Below are 25,558 nucleotides of genomic sequence, written 5' to 3' on the forward strand. Positions count from 1 at the left end.
CCCGTTCCTCTGGCTAGGTACGCATGTGCGGGCGGTCCCGGTGGCCTGAGCAGTCGTACTCGTAGTGGCTCGCCAAGGAATGATACCCATGCAGGGCTCAGGTATGCACGGTGCGTTGGCCGAAGTGCGCCACCCAGGGCTCCGATTCTCCGCATTGGCCGACGACCACCAACTGGCAAACTACCGTGGCGATTTGGCCCTTCGAGAAGTGCGGATGGCGAGCGGGGCGTTCCGGGGCACGACGACCGCCCGGTTCCAGTGACCGGAGTACGCTGATCCCAGCGCTTTCAGCACCGCCGTTCAACCGCCCAGCCCCAGACCCAGCAGCGCCCCCAGCCAGAACCAGACCCAGCCACCCTTGGCCTTCTGCGGTGGGTCCTCGACCTGCTCGTCCTCGGGCTCCGCAGGCGGCGCCTCGGGCATCTCGAAGACGAGGCGGACGACGATTTCGGTCGGTCCTTCACCGTCGCCGTCGGTGGGTTCAGGGCTGCGGGGGAAGGGGATGATGTCGGCCATGGTGAGCGTCCGATGAGAATCCAGCCAAGACGGGACAAAGGCGCTGGCGAGCACGGCAGTCGCTCTCTGGTTTCCGCCGGTTCGCAACTTCGAGACAGACTACTGGGGCGCAAGCGTCGGCGCTTGACGCGGAGGGCGAGGGGCTCGCGACGCCTACGTCACCAGCATCGCGTTGACCCGCTGGCGCAGCTCCTTGCCCGGCTTGAAGTGCGGGGAATGTCGCGCGGGGATGGCTACCGGGGCGCCGGTCCGCGGGTTGCGCGCCAGGCGGGGCGGACGTGCATGAAGACTGAAGCTGCCGAAGCCTCGGATCTCGATGCGCTGCCCCGCAGCCAGCGCGTCGCTCATTTGCTGCAGAAGTATCTTGACTGCGTCATCCACGTCCTGCTGACTGAGCGTGCTTTGGTGTGATGTGAGGAGGGCGACCAGCTCTGATTTCGTCATGTTTGCGAACCGCGCAAGTTCTGTCCGGGGTAGCTTTGTTGGGCGCTTTCCACCCGCAAGTGTATGAAATTCTCGAGGAGTCTGCTCACCAACGGTGCCTTCACGGGCCGCACCGGGCCGGATGGCGCGAAGCAGCTCTGGCACAGCGGAAAAACCTCGCGGTCCGCGCCGGTGCGCCCGGCCGCGACCAGCATGTGGATTCACCTGTCGCCTCTGCGTTTTGCCGCCGCCGGCCATCACGCAAGCACCGACCGAGCATGCCGTCGGTCCCCAAAATCTCCACCGGGCGACCGCACTTGCGGCAGAGCAGCGCCCCAGCGGCCGCTTTCCAGAACAATTGTCGCGATGCACCCTTGACCGCCGGCTGGATTCCGACGCGCCCACGACAGGCAGGAGCTAACGTTGACGACCCTCTTCATCAGCCATAGCAGCAAAGACCGGACACGGGCCGATTGGTTGCGCACCGCGTTGAAGGAGCGCGGCTTCAAGTCCCTGTTCCTCGATAGCCACCCCGACGACGGTATTCCCGCCGGCAGTCAGTGGGAGCATGAACTCTGGCAGGCGCTGCGCCGCAGCCGCGCCCTGGTGGTGCTCTGCACCGCCAACTGGCTACGCTCCCCCTGGTGTGTCGCCGAGGCCATGATGGCCCGCGAGCGCGGCAAGCCCGTGTTCCTGCTGGCCGATGCCGAGATCGTCGATGACCGCATCGTGAAGGACGAGGCTGGAGGCGCATCGAGGCCGCGGCTCCCCGACTTTCTCAAGGACACCCAATTCATCAGCGTCGCCGGCGTCCACCTGGACAACGGATTCCGGCACCGGCGTCGGACAGTGTACACACGTCGCTAAGTAGCTGATTCTGCACATCGCAACAAAGCGCGGGCAGTCATCGATAGGCCGCTCGCCCCTTACGCCTTCGCGGATCATCAGCGCCACCAGCGTTCGCAAGCCGGCGTAAGTGGTCAAAGGGGCAGCCTTACGGCTTTCTGTTTCGGGGCAGGTATATAGATTCTGCCAATGGATCGTAATTCACTCATAGGTGGTACCGATAGCTTGGCACACGCGCCAAACCGCGTCCATATCGATTGGCAACCGCCCGACGGCACGCCGCCGGGCGAACGGCCCATCCGCCGGGGCGCGCCGCCTTACGCGTCGCCCTTCTTACGCGGCGCAGTAGTGCCCTCCCGAGCCAGTTGCGCATCCTCCTCGGCCATATGCTTCCGCTGCGCCATCAGCTTCTCGTACTGCCGCTTTGCCGCCGCCTGCACCTCGGGCGTCAGTAACGACGACACGTACGACGGGCGCGGCTGCGCTGGCGCTGGCGCTGCGGCCGGCACCTGTTCCTTCCCGGCAGAGCGTTCTGTGCGTTTCAAAACGCTCTGGCCAGCCGATTCAGGCCCAGACGCCGCTTTTTTCTGTTTGTGCGTGTTCTGTGTGGTCTGCGTCTGCGACACACACACAGAAGAAACAGCAGTTTCAGAATTTTTCGGCATAGGCAGAGCGTTTTGAAACGCTCTGCCCGCACCCGAAGTATGATGAACGGCACCCGATGGGCCACGAACGGCATCAAGGCTGCGCACAGACGCGGATTCCTGTTCGGTCGACACAGCCAGCGAAACGACGCGGTACGACTTGAGCGCTGTGCCCTTCCCCTTGGCCAGAGACAGCCCATCAATCTGCCTGCCGACCAGCCGTGCCAGCGCCCAGCCCACGTTCCGGGTGCGGTGGCTCGCGAATTTGCACCAGGCAGTGCATCCCGCCGAAGATCACTACGTTCCAAGGCGATTCGTCCTTCAGCATCGCGTCTTGGACGTCGAGCGCCATGTGGTAATAGTCGCTTTCGCGGACGATGATCTCGGTGCGCTCGCCCCGCACCTGCTCGCGCGTCGCCTGCGCATCGGCAGCAAAGCGACTGCTCGAATAAACAGTGAGATGGAGCAGCCAGCCGTGGACGCGGTATGCTGGTCGCGTCTACGGCGTGGCTGCTGCTGTTGGTGGTGGTGTCCTCGGTCATGCGCTGACGCTCGTTTTGGTTGGTTCTCAGGCTTGTGGCGGACTCGAGTCCCCGTTACATGATCGAGCCGACGAGCAGTCCGCAAATGAATGCCAATGCAGCGGTGTCGATAATCACCGTCTTGACCACCTCGCGGTAGACGTCGTTGATCGGGTCTTTGGTATAGCTGAAAGTTTTCATTCGCTCCCCCGGGGCGATGAATGCCCCTCACGGGGCGGGACGCCTGCCAGCTCACACTGGCGGGCGTTCTTTTTAGGGCAAGCCCCGGGGTGGATGGCTCAACTTACTTCCTCGCCGTCGCGCAAACGGACCACCGAGTGCAGGCAACGCCAGTCCAGGCGCATAGGGCGGCGGCCCGTTGCCGGGGACCGAGGAACTAGGCAGCCGCGTCCTGACCCAGAACGTGATCGAGCACTTTGGGAACGTGGACGAGCGCCTTGCGGCCAACCATGGCGGCAGCGCCCTTGGCGGCTAGGCCGTTTAGAGTCCGGTCGCGGAAGAGTCGCTTGGCGTGGGTCTTGGTGATGAGTCCGGCGCTGCGGACCGGGAGGTCCTCGACGGTTGACCAGTCGGAGAGATCTTGCGGGGACACTGGGTCGCACCCCTGCTTGTTCAGGGTGCTCCAAATGTTATGAGGGGTGAGAGGTGGACTGAGTGGGAAACCCCCACAATCGGAAGCGTTCTCACTCAGGGAGTTCAGAGAAGAAGCTGCAGACGTCGCGTGCAAGCTGCTGAAGATCGAAGCGGGCATCGAGCACGGCACAGACGATTTTGAGGTACTCGGTCAGGTCGCTGGCGCAGCCGGGGTCACAATCGAACCCCAACGCCCGCCAGATGAAGGCGGTCTCCATAATGATCTGCTGTCGGACGGCATTGCTCTTTGGCCGGTGATACCTTACTTCCAGGAGGGCATCGAGATACCCGATCAGATCGAATTGCTCAGGCAGGCCGCCGCCGAAACCGTAGTGCCTCGCGTTGATGCCATGCAGTACACGGATGAGTAAGCGGGTCGCGGGCGAGACCTTCGCAAGCGCCTTGCGTAGCTGCACACGCTCCTTCTCCAACCGCTCCTTGGTCGGGAACTGGACAGGCGGCACGTGCTTCATCATCGCCACGCGCACACGCGCCAGCTTGAGTAGCCGCTCGCCGCCAATGTCCAAGAGCGCCTCCTCCTGCTGCGGGGTAAAGGGGCTGGGGAGCCCCTTTGCCGGCACAAGGTCCGCGTCCGCAGACTCGCAGGCTTGGATCATGCGCTTGAGGTTCATCAAAGCTTGTCCCCCAGCACGCGGTCGGTCAGCGCCTGCTTATGCGATGTGCTCAAGTGAGCGTAGCGCTTTGTCGTCTGCACGCTCTTGTGGCCGAGCACCTCCGCGACCTCGTGCAGTGTGGCGCCGGCCATGGCGAGCTGCGAGGCCACATCGTGACGCAGGTCGTGCAGGCGCAGGTCAGGCAACCCGGCCGCGGTCCTGGCTTGGTTCCAGTGCTTCCGGAAATGAAACGGTGCGGCCGGCTCCTCGTCGCGGCCGAATACGAGGCCGACGCCGATCTGTCGGTGCTTCTTCAGCTCGGCGACTAAGGGCTCGGGCAGCGTCAAGACCCGGCTCGTGCCGTTCTTGGTGTCGGGCAGGAAGACGTGCCGATCGTGCAGATCGACATCGCACCAGCGCGTGCTAAGCGCCTCGCCAAGGCGACAGCCGGTGCCCAAGAGTATCGCGCCAGCAGGCCCAGACGAGGCCAGCCAAAGGCGTCACAGGCGGCCAAGAGCCGCTTGCGCTCGTCGGGCTCAAGCCTCAAGCCAGCGCACGCGGCCGCGCGGTTCGGTCTGGTGGCGAAGCTGGCGGGCGGGGTTCGTGGTGATCCAACCCTCGCGTTGCGCGTGACGGAACACCACAGACCACGCGGCCTTTAGCCGGTTGGCGCTGGCGGGCGCGCGGGCCTCTGCGTACTCGTTCAGGTGCCGGCGCGACTCGCCGACCTCGATGCGGCCGATGGCGGTGTCGCCGATGCGCTCGCACCACTAGCGGATCAGATAGTCGCGGCTGCGGTCCTTGGCGGGCACCGTCAGGACAAGGGCAGCCACGTCGCGGGACAGCCTGGCACCGTCTGGGTTACCGAGCGCGGCCATGCGCTCACGGTCGCCTTCGATGCGCGCCGCCTAGGCGACGGCGTCTTTGCGCTTGCTGAAGGTCTTGGATGCGACCTCGCGGCCGCCGGACTTGACGACGCGACGGCGCGGTAGCTCGCGCCGCCGAATTTGAGAGGCCGCTTCTTGATGCTGGCCATCGGATGAAACTCCAGTGCAGAGGAATACCGCACGCCGGGGGCCTTGTGGGGGTCTCGGCGCGATGGGTGCCTGCACTGGCTTGCCAATTTCGTCCATGAAATCAGCACCTTGGTGGTGCGCCCTGTTGGACTCGAACCAACGACCACCTGATTAAAAGTCAGATGCTCTACCAACTGAGCTAAGGGCGCGCGTAAACGTGGGACGCGATGAATCGCGCCGCACTGAACGGCAAAGTATAACTTGGCATGGGGGCGCTGAGAACCACGTCGGCGCTCCGGCCGGCGTGCGGGGGGCTTCAGGCGTAGCGGGTCGGGTCCGGCAGGCCAGCCGCGCGGAAGCCTTCGGCACGCAGGCGGCAGGAGTCGCAACGGCCGCAGGCGCGGCCTTGGTCATCGGCCTGGTAGCAGGAGACGGTCAGCGCGTAGTCGACGCCGAGCTCGGTGCCGCGGCGGATGATCTCGGCCTTGGTGAGGTCGATAAGGGGGGCGTGGATGCGCGGTGCGTTACCCTCGATGCCGGCCTTGGTGGCGACGGCAGCCAGCTCCTGGAACTTGGCGATGAAGGCGGGGCGGCAGTCCGGGTAGCCGGAGTAGTCGAGGGCATTGACGCCGATGACGATCTGGGAAGCACCGATGGTCTCGGCAAGGCCGAGCGCGAGCGCCAGGAGCAGGGTGTTGCGGGCCGGCACGTAGGTGATGGGAATGCCATCGGTGGGTGTCTCGGGCACGGCGATGGCGCTGTCGGTGAGGGCGGAGCCGCCGATGGGGCGCAGGTCCAGCGGCACGATGGTGTGCGCGGCGGCGCCGAGCTGACGTGCGACGGCGCCGGCGGCGGTGAGCTCCGCGCGGTGACGCTGGCCGTAGTCGACGCTGAGGGCGTGGCAGCGCAGGCCCTCTGCGCGGGCCATGGCGAGGGCGGTGGCGGAGTCGAGACCGCCGGAGAGCAGGACGACGGCGATGCTGGGTGCTGGAGCGGACATGGCGGCGGCGCGGGGCACGTGGGTCAAGCGCCAGTCTAACCGCGCGCGGGGCAAGCGCAAGATGCTGCGTGCCCGGGGCACGCAACCGCCGGGTCCACCACCGGGCAACGGCAGCCACGCACTGGCCGGCCACCTACGCGGACCGGCCCTGAGCCCCGAGCGCGTGAGCCCCGGCGCGATGCTTTGCATTCCTTGCGCGCAACGCCTGTTGGGCCGCAGGATACGAGGCACGGCCCGGGCCGCACGCATCGGGTCAACACGAGCCACCGATCTGTGGACGATGACGAGCGGCGACTGCGAGCAACGACACCCCGTCGTTGCCTAACCGTGGCAACTGTCCGAAACAAAAACGGCTAGGCTTGTGGGCGTGGCTTGCGGCGGGCGTATCAAAACTGCGACGCCGGGGCGCCGAAGGCAGACCGCCAGCGTACACATAATGATTCAGAGCGACGCACATGTCCGTTTCCGTCGCCGCGATTCTCGGCGAGTTCAAACAGATCGAGCGGCGCAGTCCGGAGGACGTCGCGGTCCTCATGACGCCGCTGTTGCGCGCACTCGAGGCAGTGCGGGATGGCCGGGACCCACAACTGGACCACGCCCAAGTGCTGGCCATGGCCAACAGCCTGGCACAGACGGCGGCGCAGGCTGGCGACGTGGATGCCGCGGTGGCCATCGCCACGGCGTCCGCGGAGCTCGAGCAACTCGCCCCGGAGACCTTCGCTCCGCGTAACGGGCGTGCTGACGGGACGCCCGCGGCGGCGGGCGCTGCGGCGCCGGAGACCTCGCGGCGACCGTCCATCTCTCCCTTTGCGCATCCGTCCCAGCAGTTGCTCGGCATCATCGGCATCTGCGGGCTGAGCTACGCCGGCTATGTGGCGATCCTGGCCCGTATTCCGCCGGAGTCCGTCGCCGGATGGTTACTGACGGGCTCGTCCAGCCTGCTGGCGCTCGCCCTGGGCCTGGGATGGCGGCGCTTCGTGCTGCACCGGCGCCGCGGGCCGGCGCTCACCCTGCTGGCGCTGGTGTTCGCCGCCAGCGCCACCGTCCTGGCGGTGCAGACGGCATCGAGCCTGCTGCCGCAGATGGCCACGGCGCAACAGGACGCGGCGCCCGCCGCGCCCCCGGAGACCCCTGCCGATAGCTCGGACGACACGGCCGATGCGACCGCGACGAGCCCGCACCAGACTCCGGTGCCGAACCCTGGACCCATCGCCTTCTGGTGGCTCGGAGATGCGCCGACGCCGAGATCGACGAGCATCCCCCGACACGCGGCCGATGCGGCCACGGCGCCCGCATCTGGCCAAGCCGCATCAAACCCGCCCGGGGCGAAGCGCGCTGGCGCCACAGAGCACATCGCAAGCACCGCCCCGATGCGCCCTGCAAGCTCGCCGCCGCGGCGGGACGCCCCTTCGGAGCAGAGCGCAACGCGGTACACACCCCCCTTGCCCCGGCAGCCCCAGACGCCGCAAGAGCGCTACCGCGGCCTGCTGGAGCGCGAGGTTGTGGTCACGGACGTCAAGGGCATGCGCCACCAAGGCAAGCTCACGGGCATCAGCAAGTATGGTGTGACCCTGCTCATGGAGGTGCAGCTGTTCGGCCAGCCGATCCTCGCCCAGCGCTTCTACTTGTTCGACGACATCGAGACGCTGCACGCGAAATGATGCAAAGATCGTGGCAGTGTGCTTATCTTTCCTTAAGGGAAACGCTTAAACTTTTTGCCGTATCCACTTAGCTCAACGCCGATACGTCGGCGTTCGCCGCAGAGCGCAGGATGCGCAGCCCCTTTCGGCGCGATAAACCGCTGAAAACGAAGGAACTCGGAATCCGCCCAAGTGCTGAGCAGGTTTGAGCTCCGTGCCGATTCTGGTCAGGGATGCCCGATCATCGGCGTCGCCTGAAGAGCAGAACGATCGCCGGACGCATGTATCCCTTCTCCGTCATCGATCCAAACACGCTGATGCTCACGGCCATCGGCGTGTTCTCGGTGACCGGTCTGTTCATGGCGCTAGCTCACGGCATCCGCAACGAGCGTGCCTACGCCTGGCTCGCCGCCGGCAACCTGAGCTTCGCCATCGGCTGGGCACTGGCGCTGGCGGAGAACGTGATCGGTGTCGGCTGGATCACCGTGCCGCTGTCGAACATCTTCTTGCTGCTGCTGCCGGTGATGTTGATCTGCGCATCGCTGGAGTTCCTGCGCCTGCCCGGCATCGGCTTCGCGCTCATCGTCTCCTCCCCCATCGTGCTGACGCTCTACTTCGTGCTGGCGGAGACCATGCACCACCCGATCATCCCTGGGGCGCTCACCTCGAGCCTCGATGGCGCCATGTACTTGGGCACGGCCTGGATCTTCAACCGCTATAGCTATCCGCGCGGCAGCGTAGTGCAGGCCATCATCGGTGCCAACGTCCTCATCGGCGCCGTCTTCATCGCCCGCACTGCGGTGCTGCTGTTCGCGAGCGTCGCCCCGGAGCGGGTGGCACCGCTGTTTCTCGAACAACTCGTCTACACGGCACTGTTCGTCAACCTCATCTGCGCGCTGGCGCAGGCGCTGTGCTTCCCGCTGCTGGACTTCATGCGTGCGGAAAGCGACCGCTCCCGCGTCAGCCGCAGGCTCAGCAACCTCGCCGACCGCGACAGCCTCACCGGCACCTATAACCGCCGCGCCTTCACCGTACGCCTGGAGGTCGAGATCCAGTTCCACAAGCCGAACCGCCTGCCGCTGAGCGTGATCGTGCTGGACATCGACCACCTGGACGCCATCAACGACAGCTACGGCCGCGGGGCCGGCGACGCGGCACTGCTGGCGACGGCGGAGATCGTGGAGTCCTGCTCGCGCGGCAACGACACCTTCGCGCGCTTCGGCGACGACGAGTTCGCCCTGCTGCTGCCGGAGACGACCATCGGCCAGGCTTCCGCCATGGCCGAGTCCATCCGCGCGGCCGTGGCCAATCTCGACCGCGGGGAACAGCCGGACGTGGCCGTGCCCATGACCTGCTCGGCGGGCGTCGCCTCGCTGAACCACCGCAGCGACACGCAGTCGACCCTGCTGGCGAATGCCGACATCGCGTTGTTCGAGGCCAAGCGCAGCGGCGGCAACTGCATCTATCCGCCACCCAACATCAACGGCCCCGCCATGCCGGACGAGGATGACGCACACGCCAAGATCGGCGGCTCGGACCTGAGCCTGGTGGCGGCGATGCTGGAGCCGGGCGCCGAGCAGGGTGAGCCGTGAGCATTCGGGGCGCAACGACGCCCGCGCGAGCATGCACCGGCGCGGGGCGCGTCGCGTGCATCGCATAGCCAAGTGGGTCGCAGTCGCGCCGCGGCTGAAGCGATAACATATGCGCGGTAGGCGCGGCTGCGATCGGCCGCGGCGACCGCGGGCACAACAAGCCGACACAGCGAGCCCAGCAGGGGGAAGCCGCCATGCCGAGACCCAGGTTCATGTCCTACGCGGTCATCATGCGGCTGCTCACCATGCTCATCGTCTGGCTGACGCTGCTGGTGTGGGTCTTCAACGCGAACCGCGCTGGGTGTCTCGCCAACGCCGGGGTGCTGGCGCTGATCGCCGGCATGATCTTCATCGCCGGCAACGAGCGCTCACACCTGCTGCGCCGGGCGCTGCTGGAAGAAGCCAAACAGGGTGAGGGGCGGCTGTTGCCGCTGGTCTATCACGGTATACCGGTAACGCTGCGCGACGCCGTCGGCGCGGTATTGCTGGCGGTGGTGCTGCTCGCCAGTGCGCTGACCTTCGCGCCGCAGCAGTGGTCCGTGTTGTTCGCAGATCTGCTGCTGCTCACCCTGCTCATACCGCGCCTGTCGCGCGCCATGCGCGGCGAGGTCCGCGCCGAGTACCGCTACGCCATGGCGCGGCAGTGGGCCGTCTGGATCAGCCTGCTGCTGCTGTGGTCGGAAGCGGTGATGTCGCTGGCCTTGTATCCGCCGGCCGACTACACCGGCATGCGCTGGCAGGAGGTGGTCACCTACAACCTGTCGGTGCCGGACGCCGCCTGCGCCCCGCTCCAAACTGCCGCGCGGGTCTTCGTCACGGGACAGGCGATGGCCATCTGGGCGGTGCAGAATGGCACCCGCTTCGCCCACGACCCCACCCAATCCATCATGCTCTGGGTGGGGTACGCGGCGCTGGTGGGCTTCACGTTCCTCACGGCGCTCGCCTACAGCCGGGCGCTCATCGGCGTCATGGGGCGGCCTTGGGAGATGTGGCGGAGAGGCGGCGCGACGGACGACACGCACGGACTCGCGGAGTCAGCAGAAGCCCGCCGGCTAGCGCAGCGCTAGCGAGGCGCGGCCGCAAACCCCGCGAAAAAGCCCTGCGTGGGTCGGGCTGAGGAACAAAGCCCGACGCTGGGCTCAGTGTCAGCGCCTGTTTGTCGGACCGTCTACGTCGGCCCGACCTGCGCCAGCCGCGTGCCCCGAGACCGCAACGGGTTTTCTTCACACCGTCTCGGGCCGACGAGCCATTTCCATCGGAATCGGGATCGCGATCGAAATCGATAGCGATCCCGATCCGGGTTTCGAAGCCGTCGCGGTCTCGTGACTAGCCCTGCGCCTGCCCCAGGCTCTTGGACACGACCTCGTAGACGTCGTTGGAAAGCCCTTCGACCTCGAGCACGCGCTCCAGTTGGTCGCGCATCAGGCCTTGGCGGTGGTCGTCGTAGCGCCGCCAGCGGGTCATCGGATACAACAGCCGCGAGGCGATTTGCGGGTTCAGCGGATCGAGCTCCAGGATACGGTCGGCCAGGAAGTGGTAGCCGGCGCCGTCGGCGGCATGGAAGCGCAGTGGGTTGCCGATGGCGAAGGCGCCGATCAGCGCACGCACACGGTTGGGGTTGGTCAGCGAGAACCGCGGGTGGCCCATGAGCCGCTCCACCCGCTCCAGGGTGTCGATGCGGCTGCTCTGCGCCTGCAGCGAGAACCACTTGTCCAGCACCAGCGCATCCGCGGACCAGCGCTCGTAGAAGGCCGCGAGCGCCCACTCGCCGGCGTCGCCGAACAGCGCCGGATCGGCATCCACCAGGCAGCGCAGCGCGGCGATGACGTCGGTCATGTTGTGCCCGGCGCGGAACTGATTCTGGCACCGCTCCAGGATGTCCGCGCTCGGGACACGCATCAGGTAGCCGAGCGCGCAGTTGCGCAGTGCACGACGACCGACCGCAGCGGGTGACAGCGCGTACTCGGCGGGCTCCAGGTTGCGCTCGAAGACCGCCAGCAGATCGTCGCGCAATTGCTCGCCGATGGCGGCGGCCAGCAGCTCGCGGGCGCGGTGAATGCCATCCACGTCGACGCTGCGCATCTGGTCGCCGAGGTAGCTCTCCGACGGCAGCGTCAGCACCTCCGCCAACAGCGCTTGGTCGCCGTCGTCGTTCAGCAGCGTGCGGCGGAAGGCATCGATGTAGGCGTCCGGCACCGGCTTGTCCGGCTCCGCCACCAGTTCCAGCAGCAGCCGCACGCTCAAGGTCTGCGCCGCGTCCCAGCGATTGAAGCCGTCGCTGTCGTGGGTCATCAGAAAGTCGAGCTGTGCATCGCTGTACGGATAGCGCACGATCACGGGCGCCGAGAAGCCGCGCAGCAGCGACGGCACCGGCTCGGCGGCGAGACCGGTGAAGCTGAAGCGCTGCACCGGCTCGCGCAGAGACAGCATGCGGGTGCCGGGTGCCGGCGGCTCGGCCTCGCCCGCCAACTGCAACGCCAGGTCGTTGCCCGCCGCGTCTAGCAGACCGAGCGCGAAGGGAATATGCAGCGGCAGCTTGGTGGGCTGCCCCGGCGTGGCCGGCGTGTGCTGGCGGACCTCCAGGGTATAGGTGCCGGTGGCGGCGTCGAAGCTGTCCGCGCACTCCAGCACCGGTGTTCCGGCCTGGGCGTACCAGCGGCGGAACTGCTCGAGGTCCAGCCCGCTCGCCTCTTCCATGCAGCCGACGAAATCCTCCGTCGTCACCGCCTGGCCGTCGAAGCGCAGGAAGTACAGGTCCGTGCCCCGGCGGAAGCGCTCGGGCCCCAAGAGGTTGGCCTGCATGCGCACCACCTCGGCGCCCTTCTCGTACACCGTCGCGGTATAGAAATTGTTGATTTCGATATAGGAGTCCGGGCGCACCGGATGCGCCATGGGGCCCGCGTCCTCCGGGAACTGGCGGGCGCGCAGCATGCGCACGTCCTCGATGCGCTTGACGCCGCGCGAGCCCATGTCCGCGCTGAACTCCTGGTCGCGGTAGACGGTGAAACCCTCTTTCAGGCTGAGCTGAAACCAGTCGCGGCAGGTGATGCGGTTGCCGGTCCAGTTGTGGAAGTACTCGTGCGCCACGACGCCCTCGATGCCGGCGAAATCCATGTCCGTGGCGGTGTCCGGCCGCGCCAGGATGTACTTGGCGTTGAACACGTTGAGGCCCTTGTTCTCCATGGCGCCCATGTTGAAGTGGCTGACGGCGACGATGTTGAACACGTCGAGGTCGTACTCCCGGCCGTAGCGCTCCTCGTCCCAGCGCATGGCCGCCTTCAGCGAGCGCATGGCGTGGTCGCACTTGTCGGTGTTCTCGGGCTCCACATAGATGTTGAGCGGGACGTCACGACCGGATTGGGTCGTGAAGCTGTCGGACACGGCGGCGAGGTTGCCGGCCACCACCGCGAACAGGTAGCTCGGCTTGGGAAACGGGTCATCCCAGCGGGCAAGCCTGCGGCCGTCGTCCAACGTCTCCTCGCCCGCGGGGTTGCCATTGGAGAGCAGCACCGGGAAGCGCGCCGGGTCCGCAGCCAGCTCGACGCGGAAGCGCGCCATCACGTCCGGGCGGTCGAGGTAATAGGTGATGCGCCGGAAGCCCTCCGCCTCGCACTGGGTGCAAAGCATGTCGCCGGAGACGTAGAGCCCTTCCAGCGCCGTGTTATCCCGCGGGCGGATCAGCACCCGGGTGCGCAGCCGGAAGCGGTCCGGCACCCGGTGCACCACTAGCGCGTCCTCGTGCACGCTGTACTCCACCGGCGGCAGCGGACGGTCGTCCAGGGCCAGCTCCAGCAGCTCCAGGTGCTCACCGTCGAGCCGGAGATCGCCGTCGCCGCGGGTGGCGGCCGGATTGCGGCGGATGTCCAGCTCGGCGTGGACCGCGGTCTCGTCGAGCCCCAAATCGAAGCGCAGCACCGCCTGGTCGATCAGGAACTCCGGCGGGCGATAGTCTTTGAGGTGGATGACCGGGGGCGTGGGTCGATACATGGTGCGCTGCTCTATGTCGATCTGAACGTCTGGTTTGGGGCGCCTGCTCTTGGTGCCCCCGAGGCGGCGGACAAGCGTTCCCCCACCGGCCGGCATCTTGGCGCCAAAGGCCGCATTGTGTCAGTCTTTCGGCTTGTCCGGCCGCGGCGGCGGGTTTTCAAGTTGCCATCGTCGATGGCCGGCACCCGCAGCACGAGCCCCGCGGAAGAATCGCGGCAAGATAAGCCGGCAGAAGAAACCCGGCGCCAGAACCAGAGAAAAGCACGAGGAGACTGATGTACCCCAGCAGCATGCAACCGGCCCACGGGCCCGACGCGAGCACGGACGCCAACCAACCGCGGGTGCGCATGTACGCCACCGCCTTCTGCCCCTACTGCGTCCGCGCACGGCGCCTGCTGGAGCGCAAGGGCGTGGAATGGGAGGAGATCTCCATCGACGGCGACCGCGAGCGCTTCCAGGAGATGACCCAGCTCAGCCACCGCACCACGGTGCCGCAGATCTTCATCGGCGACGTGCACGTCGGCGGCTACGACGACATGGCCGCGCTGGACCGCGCCGGCAAGCTGGACCCGTTGCTGTTCGGGCGCTGATTGACGGCAGCACCCGCAACCCCAATGCCCGCGGACACCGCAAGCGACCCGGCCGGCACCCAGCGCCTCGACAAGTGGCTCTGGGCCGCGCGCTTCTTCAAGACCCGCCCGCTGGCCGTCGAGGCCATCAACGGCGGCAAGGTGCAGGTGGACGGTCAGCGCGTGAAGCCCGGCCGCGCCGTCCGTCCCGGCACGCGCCTCACCATCCACAAGGGCGAGCTGGAGTGGCAAGTCGAGGTGCAGGGCATCGCCAAGCAGCGCCGCCCCGCCGCCGAGGCCGCCCTGCTCTACACCGAAGACGAGGCAAGCCGCCGCAAGCGCCAGGAGCTCGTGCGCGAGCGCCGCGAGGCCGGGCACGCCCCGGCGCCCGAGCACGGCCGCCCCACCAAGCGCGACCGCCGGCGCATCGGCGAGTTCACCGGGCGCGGGCGCTGATCGTTCCCACGCTCTCTTGGGATGGCTGTATCTCTATCGATTTCGATTCCGGTCGCAATTTCGACGCTAAAGCGCCTTTAGTCGGCGGCAGATGTAGGTCGGGTTACGCTATCGGTAACCCGACCTACGATCCGCTCGATTTCGGCGTTGCGACCGATACTTGCTCAGGCTCCGGAGCGCAGGATCCGGGCGTCCGCCCGGATTCGACGCTTACTCCCGATGCCCGTAGTGCCCGCGGCGTGCCCCGGGCAGGAGCTTCAGGAAGTCCTCGCTGCTGACCTTGACCAGGTTCTGGTGATCGCCGGACTCGAAGTAGACCTCGGCCAGCGTGGTCAGGGCCTCGTCCAGAAAGGTCTCGATGCCGTAGACCGGCCCCAGCGGCGGCACCGCGCCGATGGCGCAATCGGGCAACAACTCGGCCAGCTCGGGCTCGTCGTCGAGCCTGAAGGTGCGGCCGGTGTCCGTGTTCAACGCATCCAGGTGCAGCCAAGTGTCGCCGGGGATCACGGCCATCGCGGGGGCGTGGCCGTCGTGCAGCATCACGGCCTTGGCGATGTGGTCCTCGGGCACATGCGCGGCCGACGCGGTCTCGTGCGTCGAGCCGGTGGTCTTGTGGGGCAGCAGCTCGTACGGGACTTGCTGCTCGCCCAAGCGTCTTTCGACACGTGCAGCGATGCTCATCTCATACCTCCCATCATGCCAGCCGACATGCTTCCCAGCCGCCGCAAGCGCGGCTTCTCTTCTTAAGATTCGTACAGGTACGGTCGGAAAGCAAAGCGCGAAACTCTAAGTCCGGTACCCTGGTTTCCCTGACGGCACGGGGCGGCGGCATTTGCCCCTCCGGCACGGGAGGCACCGTCGACGGAAGCCCCGACGATCTTTCTCCCGCATGAAATGGCGGCGGCGATTCGTTCCCCGTCGACCGCGCCTTCCATCTGCGGAGGTCCAACGTGACCACATTGCTGCATCACCTCGCGGGCCTCATCGGCCAGTACGGCATTCCGGCCGTGTTCCTCGCGGTATCGTTGGAGTCGATGGGCGTGCCTCTGCCCGGCGAAGGCACCATCGTGATCGCCTCCGCCGCCGCGGGGGCGGGAGATTTGGACATTCGCCTGGTGGTGCTGACCGCCTTGGTCGCGGCAGTGCTCGGCGACAACTTGGGCTACCTGATCGGGCGCAAGCTCGGCCGGCCGGTGATCCTGCGCTATGGCGCCCGCTTCGGCGCCACCGAGTGCCAGCTTGCCCGCGCCGAGGGGGCCGCGGCGCGCCATGGGCCGCTGATGGTGATCTTCGCGCGCTTCTTCGTGGTGCTGCGCCAGCTCAACGGCGTCGTCGCCGGCTTGAGCCGCATGCGCTGGCGGGTGTTCCTCGCCGCGAACGCCATCGGTGCCGCGCTCTGGGTCGGGCTCTGGTCGGCGCTGGCCTACCGCTTCGGGCTGACCACCGAGGCGCTGCCCTTCATCTGGCATCACCTGTACGTGCTCGCCGCAATCCTCGGGCTCTTCTCGATACTGGCCCTGACGGCGCTGTTCCTGCGCTCACGCCGCCACCCGCGCTGACGCGGGCCGGTGCCGCGGCATCGCCATGGCGCGCCGCTTCGGGCGAAACGGCCGGGGTGAAATCGCGCGCCGAGGTTCCCATGTCGTGCAGACGACAACTCCATTCCCCGCATCGCGCATGTTGAGGCAGCCCGCATCACCCGACCGGCGACGCCGCAAAGCCGCGCGCGGCCAGGGTCGGCATCGCCCGTGGCGACCATAACCAGCATCCGCGCCGCCAAGGCACTGCTGGTGCTCAGCATGGGGTTCTTCGCCCTGCTCGCGGGCATCGGCAACGTGATGGCGCCCGGCGCCAACCTGTCTTTCGTGCGCCATGTGCTGGCGATGGACACGGTGTTCCCCGACAACCCGCTGCGCTGGCGGGCCATCACCAGTCCCGTGCTGCACCAGAGCGCCTTCTGGGGCATCGTCGCCGTTGAGTTGGCGGTCGCGGCGCTGTGCCTCTGGGGCGGTGCCCGGCTGCTGCTGGATGCGGCGGCGCCCGCACTCCGATTCAACGCCGCCAAGGCACCCGCGGTGGCTGGCCTGACGCTCGGCATCCTGCTCTGGTTCACCGGCTTCATCGTCATCGGCGGCGAATGGTTCCTGATGTGGCAGTCGCAGGAATGGAACGGCATCGAGGCGGCGTTTCGCTTCACCGCCTGTCTGTTCCTGACGCTGCTGTTCGTCGTCGGCGAGGACCGGGACTGACCGGCCGCATCGGGCCTCATCGGACTCCATCAGGGCGATGGCCCGGACGACCGCCGCATCGATTCTCCAAGCCAACCCGGACACCAACCTTGGACCAAGACGCCTTCCGCGATACCTACAACGCCGTCAACGAACGCCGCTGTCCGTACGAGAAGTCCGTCCTGACGGACAACTGCGGCTGCGCGCGGGCCGAGCGATTCTGCATCGCCGAGCGCGAGGGGGTGCACTGCACCGCCGACGCGGCCCAGGCGCGCTGCCTCGGGTTCCTGGAGCAACTGCGCGGCCAGGCCCGCTTCGCGTTGCGCACCACCGACGCCCATGCGTCGCTGCCGCACGCCAAGGCCATGCGCATCCAGGTGGGCGGGCTGCGCGGGGTGCACGCTGCGCTCGCGCCGGACGCCGGCATACCGGCACGCATCGACGACGTGGACGGCCTGCTGCGCACGGCCATCGCGCGCTTCGGCGGCCTCGCCAACCTGCCCTACCCGCAGATCATCCAGCAGATTGCCGCCTACAAGGGCAGGCAGTCGTTCCGCGAGCGCCGCCGCGCCCGCAAGCCCACCGAGCCAGGGGACGACGAACCGGCCTGAGCCCAGCGCGTGGCCAGTTCGCATCCCGCGCTCGCAGGTGCCGCCGGCAGACGCGCGCGGCGAGGCTCGGGCGCCGGCGTTGCCTCGGCGCGAGCCCTGACCGACAATCCGCCCACCGGCCATTGACGGCACCCACGCCAGCAACACCCTGCAGTGCCCCGCATCCCCGCCGAGCTGAGCATCAACGGCGTCTACGCGCCGCCCTGGCTAGTGGCCGCCCTGCTGGGGCTGTTGCTGGCGATGGTGTTGGCGCGACTCGCCAATTGGACCGGACTGAGCCGCTTCGTGTGGCATCCGCCCTTGTTCTTCGCCGCACTCGTGGTGGCCTGCACCGTGCTGATGGGCACGACCCTGGTACCGGCGTTCTTCGGTTGAACCGGCCCCGCCGCCCCTTGCTTCCAGGCGCATGTTTTCAGGAGTCCCCGGATGATCGCCCGGCACCCCCAAGGCTCGGCCTCGCGGCTGCATGACTGGCTCTTCGACCTGCTGCGGATACTGGTGACGCTGGCGATGGTCGCCATCGCCGCCGCTTCGGTGTGGTGGGTCCGGGAGCAGCAGCAGGCACATCCCTGGACCCGCGACGGGCAGGTTCTCGGCAACCTGGTCCAGGTCGCACCGCAGGTGGCCGGGCCGGTTATCGCGGTGCACGTCACCGACAATCAGCGGGTGGCCAAAGGCGACGTGCTGTTCGAGATCGATCCGACGCCCTTCGAAGAGGCCGTGCACCAGGCAGAGGCCGAGCTGGCCGCGGCGAGCGCCGACGGACGCGGCGGCGCCGCGAACCACCACGACGCACCGTCGGACGCGTCCGCGACGACCGAGCAGACCGAGAACACGGCGGCGCGCGGCGCCGGCGTCGCCCTCGCCAAGCTGGCGGCGGCACACCGCCGGCTTGCGCTGGCGCGGGTGACCGCGCCGGTGAGCGGCTTCGTGACCAACCTGACGCTCGCGGCCGGTAGCCAGGTCGAGGCCGGCACGCCGCAGATCGCGCTGGTCGAACCCGGCACCTTCTGGGTGGACGCCTACTTCAAGGAAACGGACCTGGCGGCGATCCACCCCGGCGACCCGGCGGCGGTGGTGCTCATGAGTGCGCCGGACCGACCGCTGACGGGCCGGGTCCTGAGCATTGCCCACGGCATCGCCCGGCGGAACATGGGCAAGGGTCCGGGCGACCTGGCACAGGTGGCGCCGACCTTCGAGTGGATTCGCCTCGCGCAGCGCATCCCGGTACACATCGAGCTCATCGACCCGCCCGCGGACTTGCCGCTGCGCATCGGCACCACCGCCAGCGTGACCGTCCGACCGTCCGCCACCGCCGACGACGGCGCCGCCGCCGGGCACGGTGGTGGCGAGCACGGCGGTGGCTGACGCCGCAGCGCCACTGCCGCGGCCGCAACTGGCCGGGCGCGTGCTCGGCAGCACGCCGTTGTGGAGCCCCACGGCGGCGGTCAACGCGCTGAAGACCGCCATCGGCATCATCGCCGCCTGGTACATCGCCCTGTGGCTCAATTGGCCTGAGCCGTTCATGGCGCCGCTGGCGGTGGTGACGCTGCAGACACCCTACCTCGGCGCGTCGCTGCAAAAGGGGCTGATGCGCAGCCTCGGCACCCTCACCGGCGCACTGCTGGTGCTGCTGCTGCTAGCCTGGCTGGTGCAGAGCCAGTGGCCGCTGATTACCGCGCTGTCGCTCGTGATCGGTGCCGGGATCTACGCGATGCGCCACAGCCGCTACGCCTACGCCTGGTTCATGCTGACGCTGAACGTGGCGCTGATCGCCACCGACGCCGCCGCCGCGCCCGATAGCGCCTTCGAGCTCGCCGTCTATCGCAGCGCGCAGACCATCGTCGGCATCCTCGTGGTGCTGGTGGTCAACGGCCTGTTCTGGCCACGCACCGGCGGGCGGGCCTACGCCCACAAGCTGGCCGAGATCCGGCGCGAGCTCACCGCTCATCTGGACCGTCTGGGCGCGCAGGTCGCGGCCGCCACGCCGGTGGAGTCGCCGCGCGCCCTGCGCGGGGCCGGCGTGGCGCTGCGGGAGATCCTCGCCGCCGCGGCCCTGGACAGTGGCGGCTTCCGGCAACTGCACCGCACCTACGAGGCGCAGGTTCAGGCGATCGGCGACCTGGTGGGCTCGCTGATGGCCTTCGGAGAAGGGCTGCGGCTGGTGGCCGAGGGCGACGCCGCGGTGCTGAGCGCCGAGGAGCGGGGCATGGTCGCCGACGTCCTGCATGACCTCGCGCGCGCCGTCGACGCGCTCGGCGGCACCGGGAGCGCGGCCGCCGCGGCGACGCGCGCCGCGCTGGCTGCCGCGCACGCGGGCTGCGAGCGCCTGCTCGGCAGCGCACGCGATCCCGTCCCTGGTCTCATCCGTGCCGGACGGGACAGTGCACTGCTGCACGCCGCCGCCCTACAGCTGCGGGTGCTGATGGACGAGGTACAGACCCTCGCCGATACCAGCGCCGCGGTGGCCGCCGGACGCCGCCTACCGCCGGCGGACCTGCCCGCGGATCGGCAGCCCGTCACGCTCCGGCGCCTGGCCAACGGGCTGCCGGACGCGCTGGCCGTGACGCTGGCTTACTGGACCATGATGCTGGTCTGGATCGAGCTGCAGTGGCCGCCCGTGGGCTTCATCGGCGTGCTGATGGCGGTGGCGGTGGTGGGGCTCGATGCGCTGACGGCGCTGCCGGTACGTCAATCCGCCTGGGCCGCGATCTTCGGCGCGTTCATCGGGCTCGTCATCACCGCGCCGGTGTATCTGCTAGTGATGCCGCGCCTGGACGGCTTCACGGAACTGACCCTGGTGCTGTTTCCGTTCTTCTACGCCATCGCGTACCTGTTCCATGCCCTGCCGCGGCCGCGCAACATGGTGGTGCTGCGGGTGGCCATCATCGCGCTGATCATGGTGAACCTGTCACCGAGCCAGCATTACGACGCCGCCGCCTACCTGAACGTCGGCCTGAGCGTGCTGACGGGCTTTGTCGTCGGCGTCGCACTGCTCGGGATCTTGCGCGGCATGACGCCCCGCGAGCGGCTGCGCCGGCGCCTGAAGGCGCTGCTGCAAACCCTGGACACGGCGCTCGCCGACCTGGCCGACCCCCGCCGACCCGGCTTCGAACGGGTGGTGCGGCAGCACGTGCAGGCCCTGCGCGCGGAGCAACAGCTCATCGCGGAGATCGCCCCGCAGGTCTATGCACCCCATGTGCCGCAGAACGACCCCAGACGCATCCGCGCGCTGGTGGAAGCGGCGGAGGCGCTGTCGATTCGCTTTCGGGCCTTGCAGCGGGCGCGCGCCCGCTGGCTCGCCGCGGGCGCATCCCAGGCACCGACCGCCGGCGCCGGGAACGAGCGTGCGCATGCCCTCGCCGAGCGCTGGCGAGGTGCCTTCCGCTGCTCGGTGCGCGCGCTGCTGGCGGGCTTGGAGCGGCCATATGCGCCGGTGACACTCACCGCGCTGGATACCACCCGGGCGCGGGCGCTGGCGGATCTCGAGGCGCTGCACCATCAGCACGCCCCGCATTCGGCGCCGGATCCAGCGCCTGATATGGCGCCGGATGCGGCTTCCGATGCCACCCTGCTCCGGCTCGGCATCGCCGGGCATTACGTGGGCGTGGCGCGGGCGTTGCGGGAGTCGGCGGCAGCATTCAATGCCATCGACTGGGCTGCATGGCAGATACCGCGCTTCTGAAGCGCGCGCGAGCACCTATTCTCTGTGCGTATGATGCGGACCGTCGGTTTGGCGCTAGCGTAACCGCTGCTTCGGGCGCGCCGGCATCGTGGGAGCGCCCCTGGTGACCGTCTAAACCGGCCCCGTCGGCGCCTTCCTGTACCTGCTCGCCTGCCGCCGGCCCTTCCCCGGCGGGCACGACCACTACACCGCCGCCACCTGGAAGCAAGGCCTGAACAGCGAGATGCACTGCCTCGCCGGCGATGCCACCAGCATCGTCGTCGCCGCGGCCATCGTGCCGGCCTTCGGGCTGGCGAACGGCTGGGACGCGCTGATCGAGTACGGCGCGGGGTTCTTCTTCGGACTGTTCATCTTCCAGGCGCTGATGATGGTGCGCATGTACCAGGGCAACTACCTGCGCGCCGTGCGCAAGACCTTCTTCGCCGAGACCTTGTCCATGAACCTGGTCATGACCGGCATGATCCCGGTGATGCTTTGGCTCGCGTCGCTGTGGCCGGATGCGGAAGACCCGCTATCGGGCATGACCATGCGCGCGCCGCCCGCCGGCGTGGCGCTGCCGTGGATCATCGCCACCTTTGCCGTGCTGATCGCGGCGGTCTGGGCGACGACACGCTGGGTACCGGTCAGCTTCGCCTGAGGGCGCGGCGCGCTCGGCTCAGCCGCTCTGCGCGGAACGCGCGCTGCGCAGTTCCTCCAGCAGACGGGCCGCCTGATCGCGTTTGGCGAACCCCGGCCCCGCCGTCTGCAGCAGATCGGTCAGCTGCGCCATGGCCTCGTCGGTGCGCCCGAGACCCTTCAGCGCGACGGCGATGTGGTAGCCGATGCTCGGGTCGTCGGCGGCGCGGGTCTGCGCATCGCGCAGGTACGCGAGCCCCTCGTTCAGCTCACCGCGGCTCACCAGCACCCAGCCCAGGGTGTCGCCGGTCTCCGCCGCGCTGGGCAACAGATCGTGGGCACGGCGTGCGTACGCCAGCGCCCGCGGGTCGTCGAGCTCGTTATAGATGACGGCCAGGTTGTTGAGCAGCATCGGGTTGTCTGGTGCGCGCGTTAGCCCCTGCTCGAGCAGGGTGACGGCCCGCTCATGATCCCCCAGCGCGTAGTAGCCCTCGCCGAGGGTCTGCATCACGACCCCGTCGCCGGGATGCGCATCGAGCCAGGACTGCAGGAAGGCCACGCCCTTGGCCATGCCCGCGGCGTCGCGCTTGGCCTCGAACGCGCGTATGGCCAGCAGCGGCGATTCTGTCAGCTTCAGCGCGCGGGAGAACGCATCGAAGGCCGCCTCGGGCTGCCCCTTGGCGGTGAAGACGAGTCCCATCAGGTGATCGGCGTAAGGTTGCTTCGGGTAGTCACGGCGCAGCTTCTGTACCACCTCCAAGGCGTCGTCGAAGCGCCCATGCGCGATGAGCTGCTCGCCGAAGCGCAGCCGCGCCGGCAGGTAATCCGGGTCGCCCTCGGTGGCCTTCCGCAGCGACCAGAGGGCACCGTCGGCATCGCCCGCCTCGAGCTGCAGCATGGCCACTTTCAGCAGGCGGCGGGCATCGTAGCCGGCGAGGCTGGAGCCGCGGCGCAGCACCACCTGCGCCGTCGAGCGACGGCCGCTGGCGATATAGGCCCGGCTCAGGGTCGCGAGCAGGTCGGGGTCGTCCGGCCGGTCGTTGCCGGCACGAACCTCGACGCTCTCGGCGACACGCACTGCCTTGTCGGGCTCGCGCATGCGCAGCAGGAGCTCGGTCTGATAGATGGCCACGTCAATCGCGCCGGGATCGGCCGCGAGCGCGCGCTCGGAGAGCCGCAGGGCCTGGTCGAGGTCGCCGTCGGCCTCGTAAGAGCGCGCCATGACCATCAGTGCCTCGGTCTCGTCGGGCTCGGCCTCGAGCACGCGCTGGAGGTGACCGCGCGCCAGCTTCACCTTGCCCTCGCGCAGCAGCAGCTCCGCCAGATTGGTGCGCGCCGGATAGAACCCCGGCTCATACGCCAACGCGAGCTCGAAGGCCCAGCGGGCAGTGTCGAGGTCGCCCTTGGCGAAGGCCGCGGCGCCCAGCAAATTGATGTAAGAGAGATTGTCCGGCACCCGCAGCAGCAGCTTGCGCGCTCCTTCCAGGGCGCCGTCGTAATCGCGCTCCTGCAGCAGCATGACGATGAGCGTCGCCCCGGCGTTGCTGAGCTCCGGGCGACTGTCGAACACCGCCGAGAGCTCGCTGATGGCGTCGTCGTGCCGCCCGAGCCCGAACTCGTTCACCGCCCGCTGGGTGCGCAGCATGACGTCGTCGCCGCGCTGCTCCTGCGCGTCACGGAGCAGTTGCGCCGCGCGCAGGTGCTGCCCGGTCTTCATGTAGGCCTCGGCGAGCACCGACAGCGCCGGAACGTTGCCCGGGGTGCGCTCCACGGCGGGCTCCAGCAGCCGGATCGCCTGCTCCGGCTCGTTGTGCTGCTGCAAGGCGATGCGCGCCAACAGCACGCGCGGGCCCGTGGCATCGCCGTTCTCGGAAAGATAGAGCGTGAGGTAGTCCTCGGCCTGCTCCCAGTGCTTGAGCGTGTAGGCGATGATGCCGGCCAGCAACAGCGTCGGGCGATGGCCCTCGATGAGCTCGCGGGGGTAACGGGCGATGAGGTTGGCGCCGGCCTGCAGGGCCTCCACGGCGGCTTGGTCGTGACCGAGCTTGGTCTGCACCACCGCCCTCAGATAATGGCTGCGGGGATCGTTCGGGTAGATCTCTTGCACGGCGCTGGCGACGGCGTCCGCCTCGTCCAGACGCCCGAGCCGCAGCAGCAGGCTGAGACGGCCGACCTGCGCCGGCAGGAACGCCGGCAACAGCTCCGCGGCCTTCGTCATGTCGGACAGTGCGCCGCTGTAGTCGCCGACGCTCTCCGACAGCACCCCTTTGAGGTACCAGGCTCGCGGCGATTTCGGTGCCACCTCCACCGCCTGCCGGGCCAATGCGGCCGCCTTCTCCAGTTCCTGCTGCAGCAGCATCACGTGCACCCGCCCGAGGATTGCCGCGGCCGAGCGCGGGTTCAGCTCCCACGCCTGCGTAAATGAGCGCTGCGCATCGAAGTACTGTTCCAGGGCCAGATACGCCTCGCCGCGCAGCGCGAGCAGCTGGGCGTCCTCTTCGGGGGCGGTGCCGATCGGGAATAGCTCGTCGAGGAGTTGCTGGGGCCGGCCCTGCATCAGGTAGGCGCGGGCCAGCGAATTCTGGATCAGCGAGCGGTGCGCGCCGAGACCATCCGCGATCAGCAGCTGCTTCTCGGCCTGCTCACCCTGGCCCATGTCCAGGTAGATGCGGCCGAGCAGCAGGTGCGCCGGCAACAGCAGCGGGTCTTCCTTGAGGGAATTCTTGAGGTAGATGTAGGCGGAACGGACGTCGCCCTTGTTGTGGGCGATGAGCGCCTTCTCGTAGTACTCGGCGGCGGCGGCCGCACCCTCGGGCGCCCCTAACAGCGGCTCCCCCTGCTGAGCGCCGGCGGCGACACAAAAGAGTGACAGTGTCAGGACGAGGACCGCGCGCGGTGGGCGGCTGAGCTTGATCATGGCTCCCCGTGAGCCGAAGCGGCTCGCTCGGTGTCTCGGAGATGGCGGCGTGACCCCAGCTGGGAACGAGGCGGAGCAACGCTCATCGCCCAGGCGACCGCCACGGACTCGATGCGCCGGAATTATAGGCGAGCCGCGCGCATAGGGCGCACCCCGACGATCATCTCAGTGTCCGCCATGATCTCAGGAATGGGAATGTCAGACCGGACGCCAGCCGCTGCCGCGCTCCTGATCGGCGACGGCAACATCGAGATCGCTCACGACCGAGCGCACCGCGGCCAGCGCCAGCTCCGGACGATTGTTCTGCCGGCTCAGGTGCGAGAGCAGCACCTGGCGTAGCCCCGCGTGGTGCACCCGGTCCAGCAACTCCGCCGCCTGTGTGTTGCTGAGGTGGCCGAAGGCACCGCCCACGCGCCGCTGTACGCTCGGCGGATAGGGACCGCGCCGCAGCATGTCCGGGTCGTGGTTGGTCTCCAGCATCAGGGCGTCGCACTCACGCAGCGCATCGCACATGCGCGGCGTCACGGTGCCGGCGTCGGTGAGCACACCCAGCCTGCGCCCGTCACCCTCGAACACGAATTGGCAGGGCTCGCGCGCGTCGTGCGGGACGGGGATCGGGCGCAGCGTCAGCGCGCCGATACAGAGCCCGGGGGCATGGCTCGGGAACAGCCGCGGCCGCGGCAGCTCGGGCCAGTAGGCGTGCCGGGCGGAGCCTCGGCACAGGGCGTTCCAGGTGCCGGGGGAGGCCCACACCGTCAGGCCATGGCGCTGCGCCAGCCGGGCGACCCCGGAGACGTGGTCGCCGTGCTCGTGGGTGACGACGATGGCGCTGAGATCCCGCGGATGGGCATCGATCTCGGCGAGACGCCGCTCCACTTCCCGCAGCGGGAAACCGCAGTCCAGCAGGACCCGTGTGCCGTCGCACTCGATCAGCGTCGCATTGCCTCGGCTGCCGCTGCCGAGCACCGCGAAGCGCATGCAACCTGGACCGTTAGGGCCTGTCGGGCGGCCGGCCGGCGTCTCC

The 25,558-nt window shown here is 68.3% G+C and carries 26 protein-coding genes and 1 tRNA gene; 14 read left to right on the forward strand and 13 right to left on the reverse strand.

Going from position 1 to position 25,558, the window contains the following annotated elements:
- Positions 1-300: 300 nt before the first annotated feature.
- Both LJE69_RS02945 and LJE69_RS02950 read right to left on the reverse strand, forming a co-directional pair.
- A complete protein-coding gene (locus LJE69_RS02945) occupies positions 301-516 on the reverse strand; it encodes a hypothetical protein (RefSeq protein ID WP_296921336.1) in 216 nt (71 codons plus the stop codon).
- Between the two features lie 153 nt (positions 517-669).
- Positions 670-960, reverse strand: coding sequence for an integration host factor subunit beta (locus LJE69_RS02950; RefSeq protein WP_296921338.1), 291 nt, complete (start codon positions 958-960; stop codon positions 670-672).
- A 402-nt stretch (positions 961-1,362) separates the two neighbouring features.
- On the opposite strand from LJE69_RS02950, the gene LJE69_RS02955 reads away from it, so the two are divergent.
- A complete protein-coding gene (locus LJE69_RS02955; protein ID WP_296921340.1) occupies positions 1,363-1,806 on the forward strand; it encodes a toll/interleukin-1 receptor domain-containing protein in 444 nt (147 codons plus the stop codon).
- Positions 1,807-2,102: 296 nt separating this feature from the next.
- Here the strand turns inward: LJE69_RS02955 and LJE69_RS02960 are convergent, their stop codons facing one another.
- From LJE69_RS02960 to LJE69_RS02980, 5 genes are all read right to left on the reverse strand, one after another.
- Entirely contained in the window at positions 2,103-2,669 is a 567-nt protein-coding gene (locus tag LJE69_RS02960) for a hypothetical protein (protein ID WP_296921342.1), read from the reverse strand.
- 356 nt (positions 2,670-3,025) lie between these two features.
- The gene (locus tag LJE69_RS02965; RefSeq protein ID WP_296921345.1) at positions 3,026-3,151 is read right to left on the reverse strand and encodes a hypothetical protein; all 126 of its coding nucleotides are present in this window, start codon (positions 3,149-3,151) and stop codon (positions 3,026-3,028) included.
- A 196-nt stretch (positions 3,152-3,347) separates the two neighbouring features.
- The gene (locus LJE69_RS02970; RefSeq protein ID WP_296921347.1) at positions 3,348-3,563 is read right to left on the reverse strand and encodes a hypothetical protein; all 216 of its coding nucleotides are present in this window, start codon (positions 3,561-3,563) and stop codon (positions 3,348-3,350) included.
- Positions 3,564-3,654: 91 nt separating this feature from the next.
- Positions 3,655-4,239 carry a hypothetical protein gene (locus tag LJE69_RS02975; RefSeq protein ID WP_296921349.1) on the reverse strand — a complete coding sequence of 195 codons (585 nt, stop codon included), beginning with the start codon at positions 4,237-4,239 and terminating at the stop codon, positions 3,655-3,657.
- Positions 4,236-4,676, reverse strand: coding sequence for a site-specific integrase (locus LJE69_RS02980; protein WP_296921351.1), 441 nt, complete (start codon positions 4,674-4,676; stop codon positions 4,236-4,238). The genes LJE69_RS02975 and LJE69_RS02980 overlap by 4 nt, the downstream gene beginning before the upstream one ends.
- Before the next feature lie 249 nt (positions 4,677-4,925).
- Here LJE69_RS02980 and LJE69_RS02985 point away from each other — a divergent pair, with 249 nt between their 5' ends.
- Positions 4,926-5,210: a hypothetical protein gene (locus tag LJE69_RS02985; RefSeq protein ID WP_296921353.1), complete on the forward strand. Its 285-nt coding sequence runs from the start codon at positions 4,926-4,928 to the stop codon at positions 5,208-5,210.
- A 157-nt stretch (positions 5,211-5,367) separates the two neighbouring features.
- Here LJE69_RS02985 and LJE69_RS02990 read toward each other — a convergent pair.
- Positions 5,368-5,443, reverse strand: a tRNA-Lys gene (locus LJE69_RS02990).
- A 107-nt stretch (positions 5,444-5,550) separates the two neighbouring features.
- A complete protein-coding gene (queC, locus tag LJE69_RS02995) occupies positions 5,551-6,234 on the reverse strand; it encodes a 7-cyano-7-deazaguanine synthase QueC (RefSeq protein ID WP_296921407.1) in 684 nt (227 codons plus the stop codon).
- A 455-nt stretch (positions 6,235-6,689) separates the two neighbouring features.
- Between queC and LJE69_RS03000 the strand changes: the two genes are divergently transcribed.
- The 3 genes from LJE69_RS03000 (at position 6,690) to LJE69_RS03010 (ending at position 10,533) form a co-directional block, all read left to right on the forward strand.
- A complete protein-coding gene (locus tag LJE69_RS03000; protein WP_296921354.1) occupies positions 6,690-7,895 on the forward strand; it encodes a hypothetical protein in 1,206 nt (401 codons plus the stop codon).
- Between the two features lie 260 nt (positions 7,896-8,155).
- Entirely contained in the window at positions 8,156-9,466 is a 1,311-nt protein-coding gene (locus LJE69_RS03005; protein ID WP_296921356.1) for a GGDEF domain-containing protein, read from the forward strand.
- 194 nt (positions 9,467-9,660) lie between these two features.
- Complete coding sequence (locus tag LJE69_RS03010; RefSeq protein WP_296921358.1) at positions 9,661-10,533, forward strand: hypothetical protein; 873 nt, start codon at positions 9,661-9,663, stop codon at positions 10,531-10,533.
- 259 nt (positions 10,534-10,792) lie between these two features.
- Here the strand turns inward: LJE69_RS03010 and pepN are convergent, their stop codons facing one another.
- On the reverse strand, positions 10,793-13,453 hold the full coding sequence (gene pepN, locus LJE69_RS03015; RefSeq protein WP_296921360.1) for an aminopeptidase N: 2,661 nt from the start codon (positions 13,451-13,453) through the stop codon (positions 10,793-10,795).
- Between the two features lie 275 nt (positions 13,454-13,728).
- Between pepN and grxC the strand changes: the two genes are divergently transcribed.
- Both grxC and LJE69_RS03025 read left to right on the forward strand, forming a co-directional pair.
- Complete coding sequence (gene grxC, locus LJE69_RS03020) at positions 13,729-14,043, forward strand: glutaredoxin 3 (RefSeq protein ID WP_296921362.1); 315 nt, start codon at positions 13,729-13,731, stop codon at positions 14,041-14,043.
- A gap of 24 nt (positions 14,044-14,067) precedes the next feature.
- Complete coding sequence (locus LJE69_RS03025) at positions 14,068-14,478, forward strand: S4 domain-containing protein (protein WP_296921364.1); 411 nt, start codon at positions 14,068-14,070, stop codon at positions 14,476-14,478.
- A 210-nt stretch (positions 14,479-14,688) separates the two neighbouring features.
- Here the strand turns inward: LJE69_RS03025 and LJE69_RS03030 are convergent, their stop codons facing one another.
- A complete protein-coding gene (locus LJE69_RS03030) occupies positions 14,689-15,159 on the reverse strand; it encodes an aminoacyl-tRNA deacylase (RefSeq protein WP_296921366.1) in 471 nt (156 codons plus the stop codon).
- A gap of 269 nt (positions 15,160-15,428) precedes the next feature.
- Between LJE69_RS03030 and LJE69_RS03035 the strand changes: the two genes are divergently transcribed.
- The 7 genes from LJE69_RS03035 (at position 15,429) to LJE69_RS03065 (ending at position 21,639) form a co-directional block, all read left to right on the forward strand.
- On the forward strand, positions 15,429-16,037 hold the full coding sequence (locus LJE69_RS03035; protein ID WP_296921368.1) for a DedA family protein: 609 nt from the start codon (positions 15,429-15,431) through the stop codon (positions 16,035-16,037).
- A 189-nt stretch (positions 16,038-16,226) separates the two neighbouring features.
- Positions 16,227-16,727, forward strand: coding sequence for a DUF2165 family protein (locus LJE69_RS03040; protein WP_296921370.1), 501 nt, complete (start codon positions 16,227-16,229; stop codon positions 16,725-16,727).
- Between the two features lie 89 nt (positions 16,728-16,816).
- The gene (locus LJE69_RS03045) at positions 16,817-17,317 is read left to right on the forward strand and encodes a hypothetical protein (protein WP_296921372.1); all 501 of its coding nucleotides are present in this window, start codon (positions 16,817-16,819) and stop codon (positions 17,315-17,317) included.
- A 153-nt stretch (positions 17,318-17,470) separates the two neighbouring features.
- Positions 17,471-17,692 (forward strand): DUF1656 domain-containing protein, encoded by a 222-nt coding sequence (locus LJE69_RS03050; RefSeq protein WP_296921373.1) that lies wholly within the window; start codon positions 17,471-17,473, stop codon positions 17,690-17,692.
- 51 nt (positions 17,693-17,743) lie between these two features.
- Positions 17,744-18,685, forward strand: coding sequence for an HlyD family secretion protein (locus tag LJE69_RS03055; RefSeq protein ID WP_296921375.1), 942 nt, complete (start codon positions 17,744-17,746; stop codon positions 18,683-18,685).
- On the forward strand, positions 18,678-21,002 hold the full coding sequence (locus LJE69_RS03060) for an FUSC family protein (RefSeq protein WP_296921377.1): 2,325 nt from the start codon (positions 18,678-18,680) through the stop codon (positions 21,000-21,002). Before LJE69_RS03055 ends, LJE69_RS03060 begins: the two co-directional genes overlap by 8 nt.
- A 142-nt stretch (positions 21,003-21,144) precedes the next feature.
- Positions 21,145-21,639 (forward strand): DUF4396 domain-containing protein, encoded by a 495-nt coding sequence (locus tag LJE69_RS03065; RefSeq protein ID WP_296921409.1) that lies wholly within the window; start codon positions 21,145-21,147, stop codon positions 21,637-21,639.
- Between the two features lie 18 nt (positions 21,640-21,657).
- On the opposite strand, the gene prsT is transcribed toward LJE69_RS03065, so the two are convergent.
- Both prsT and LJE69_RS03075 read right to left on the reverse strand, forming a co-directional pair.
- The gene (prsT, locus tag LJE69_RS03070) at positions 21,658-24,534 is read right to left on the reverse strand and encodes an XrtA/PEP-CTERM system TPR-repeat protein PrsT (protein WP_296921379.1); all 2,877 of its coding nucleotides are present in this window, start codon (positions 24,532-24,534) and stop codon (positions 21,658-21,660) included.
- Positions 24,535-24,732: 198 nt separating this feature from the next.
- Positions 24,733-25,512, reverse strand: coding sequence for an MBL fold metallo-hydrolase (locus tag LJE69_RS03075; RefSeq protein ID WP_296921381.1), 780 nt, complete (start codon positions 25,510-25,512; stop codon positions 24,733-24,735).
- Positions 25,513-25,558 lie beyond the last annotated feature (46 nt).

This window comes from Thiohalocapsa sp., from assembly GCF_022340605.1.
Classification (GTDB): Bacteria; Pseudomonadota; Gammaproteobacteria; order Chromatiales; family Chromatiaceae; genus Thiohalocapsa.

Excerpts from the sequence above, each read along its gene's own strand:
- LJE69_RS02945 (WP_296921336.1), bottom strand. The coding sequence starts at position 516 with ATGGCCGACATCATCCCCTTCCCCCGCAGCCCTGAACCCACCGACGGC.
- LJE69_RS02950 (WP_296921338.1), bottom strand. The coding sequence starts at position 960 with ATGACGAAATCAGAGCTGGTCGCCCTCCTCACATCACACCAAAGCACG.
- LJE69_RS02965 (WP_296921345.1), bottom strand. The coding sequence starts at position 3,151 with ATGAAAACTTTCAGCTATACCAAAGACCCGATCAACGACGTCTACCGC.
- queC (WP_296921407.1), bottom strand. The coding sequence starts at position 6,234 with ATGTCCGCTCCAGCACCCAGCATCGCCGTCGTCCTGCTCTCCGGCGGT.
- LJE69_RS03000 (WP_296921354.1), top strand. The coding sequence starts at position 6,690 with ATGTCCGTTTCCGTCGCCGCGATTCTCGGCGAGTTCAAACAGATCGAG.
- LJE69_RS03005 (WP_296921356.1), top strand. The coding sequence starts at position 8,156 with ATGTATCCCTTCTCCGTCATCGATCCAAACACGCTGATGCTCACGGCC.
- LJE69_RS03010 (WP_296921358.1), top strand. The coding sequence starts at position 9,661 with ATGCCGAGACCCAGGTTCATGTCCTACGCGGTCATCATGCGGCTGCTC.
- pepN (WP_296921360.1), bottom strand. The coding sequence starts at position 13,453 with ATGTATCGACCCACGCCCCCGGTCATCCACCTCAAAGACTATCGCCCG.
- grxC (WP_296921362.1), top strand. The coding sequence starts at position 13,729 with ATGTACCCCAGCAGCATGCAACCGGCCCACGGGCCCGACGCGAGCACG.
- LJE69_RS03025 (WP_296921364.1), top strand. The coding sequence starts at position 14,068 with ATGCCCGCGGACACCGCAAGCGACCCGGCCGGCACCCAGCGCCTCGAC.
- LJE69_RS03030 (WP_296921366.1), bottom strand. The coding sequence starts at position 15,159 with ATGAGCATCGCTGCACGTGTCGAAAGACGCTTGGGCGAGCAGCAAGTC.
- LJE69_RS03055 (WP_296921375.1), top strand. The coding sequence starts at position 17,744 with ATGATCGCCCGGCACCCCCAAGGCTCGGCCTCGCGGCTGCATGACTGG.
- prsT (WP_296921379.1), bottom strand. The coding sequence starts at position 24,534 with ATGATCAAGCTCAGCCGCCCACCGCGCGCGGTCCTCGTCCTGACACTG.
- LJE69_RS03075 (WP_296921381.1), bottom strand. The coding sequence starts at position 25,512 with ATGCGCTTCGCGGTGCTCGGCAGCGGCAGCCGAGGCAATGCGACGCTG.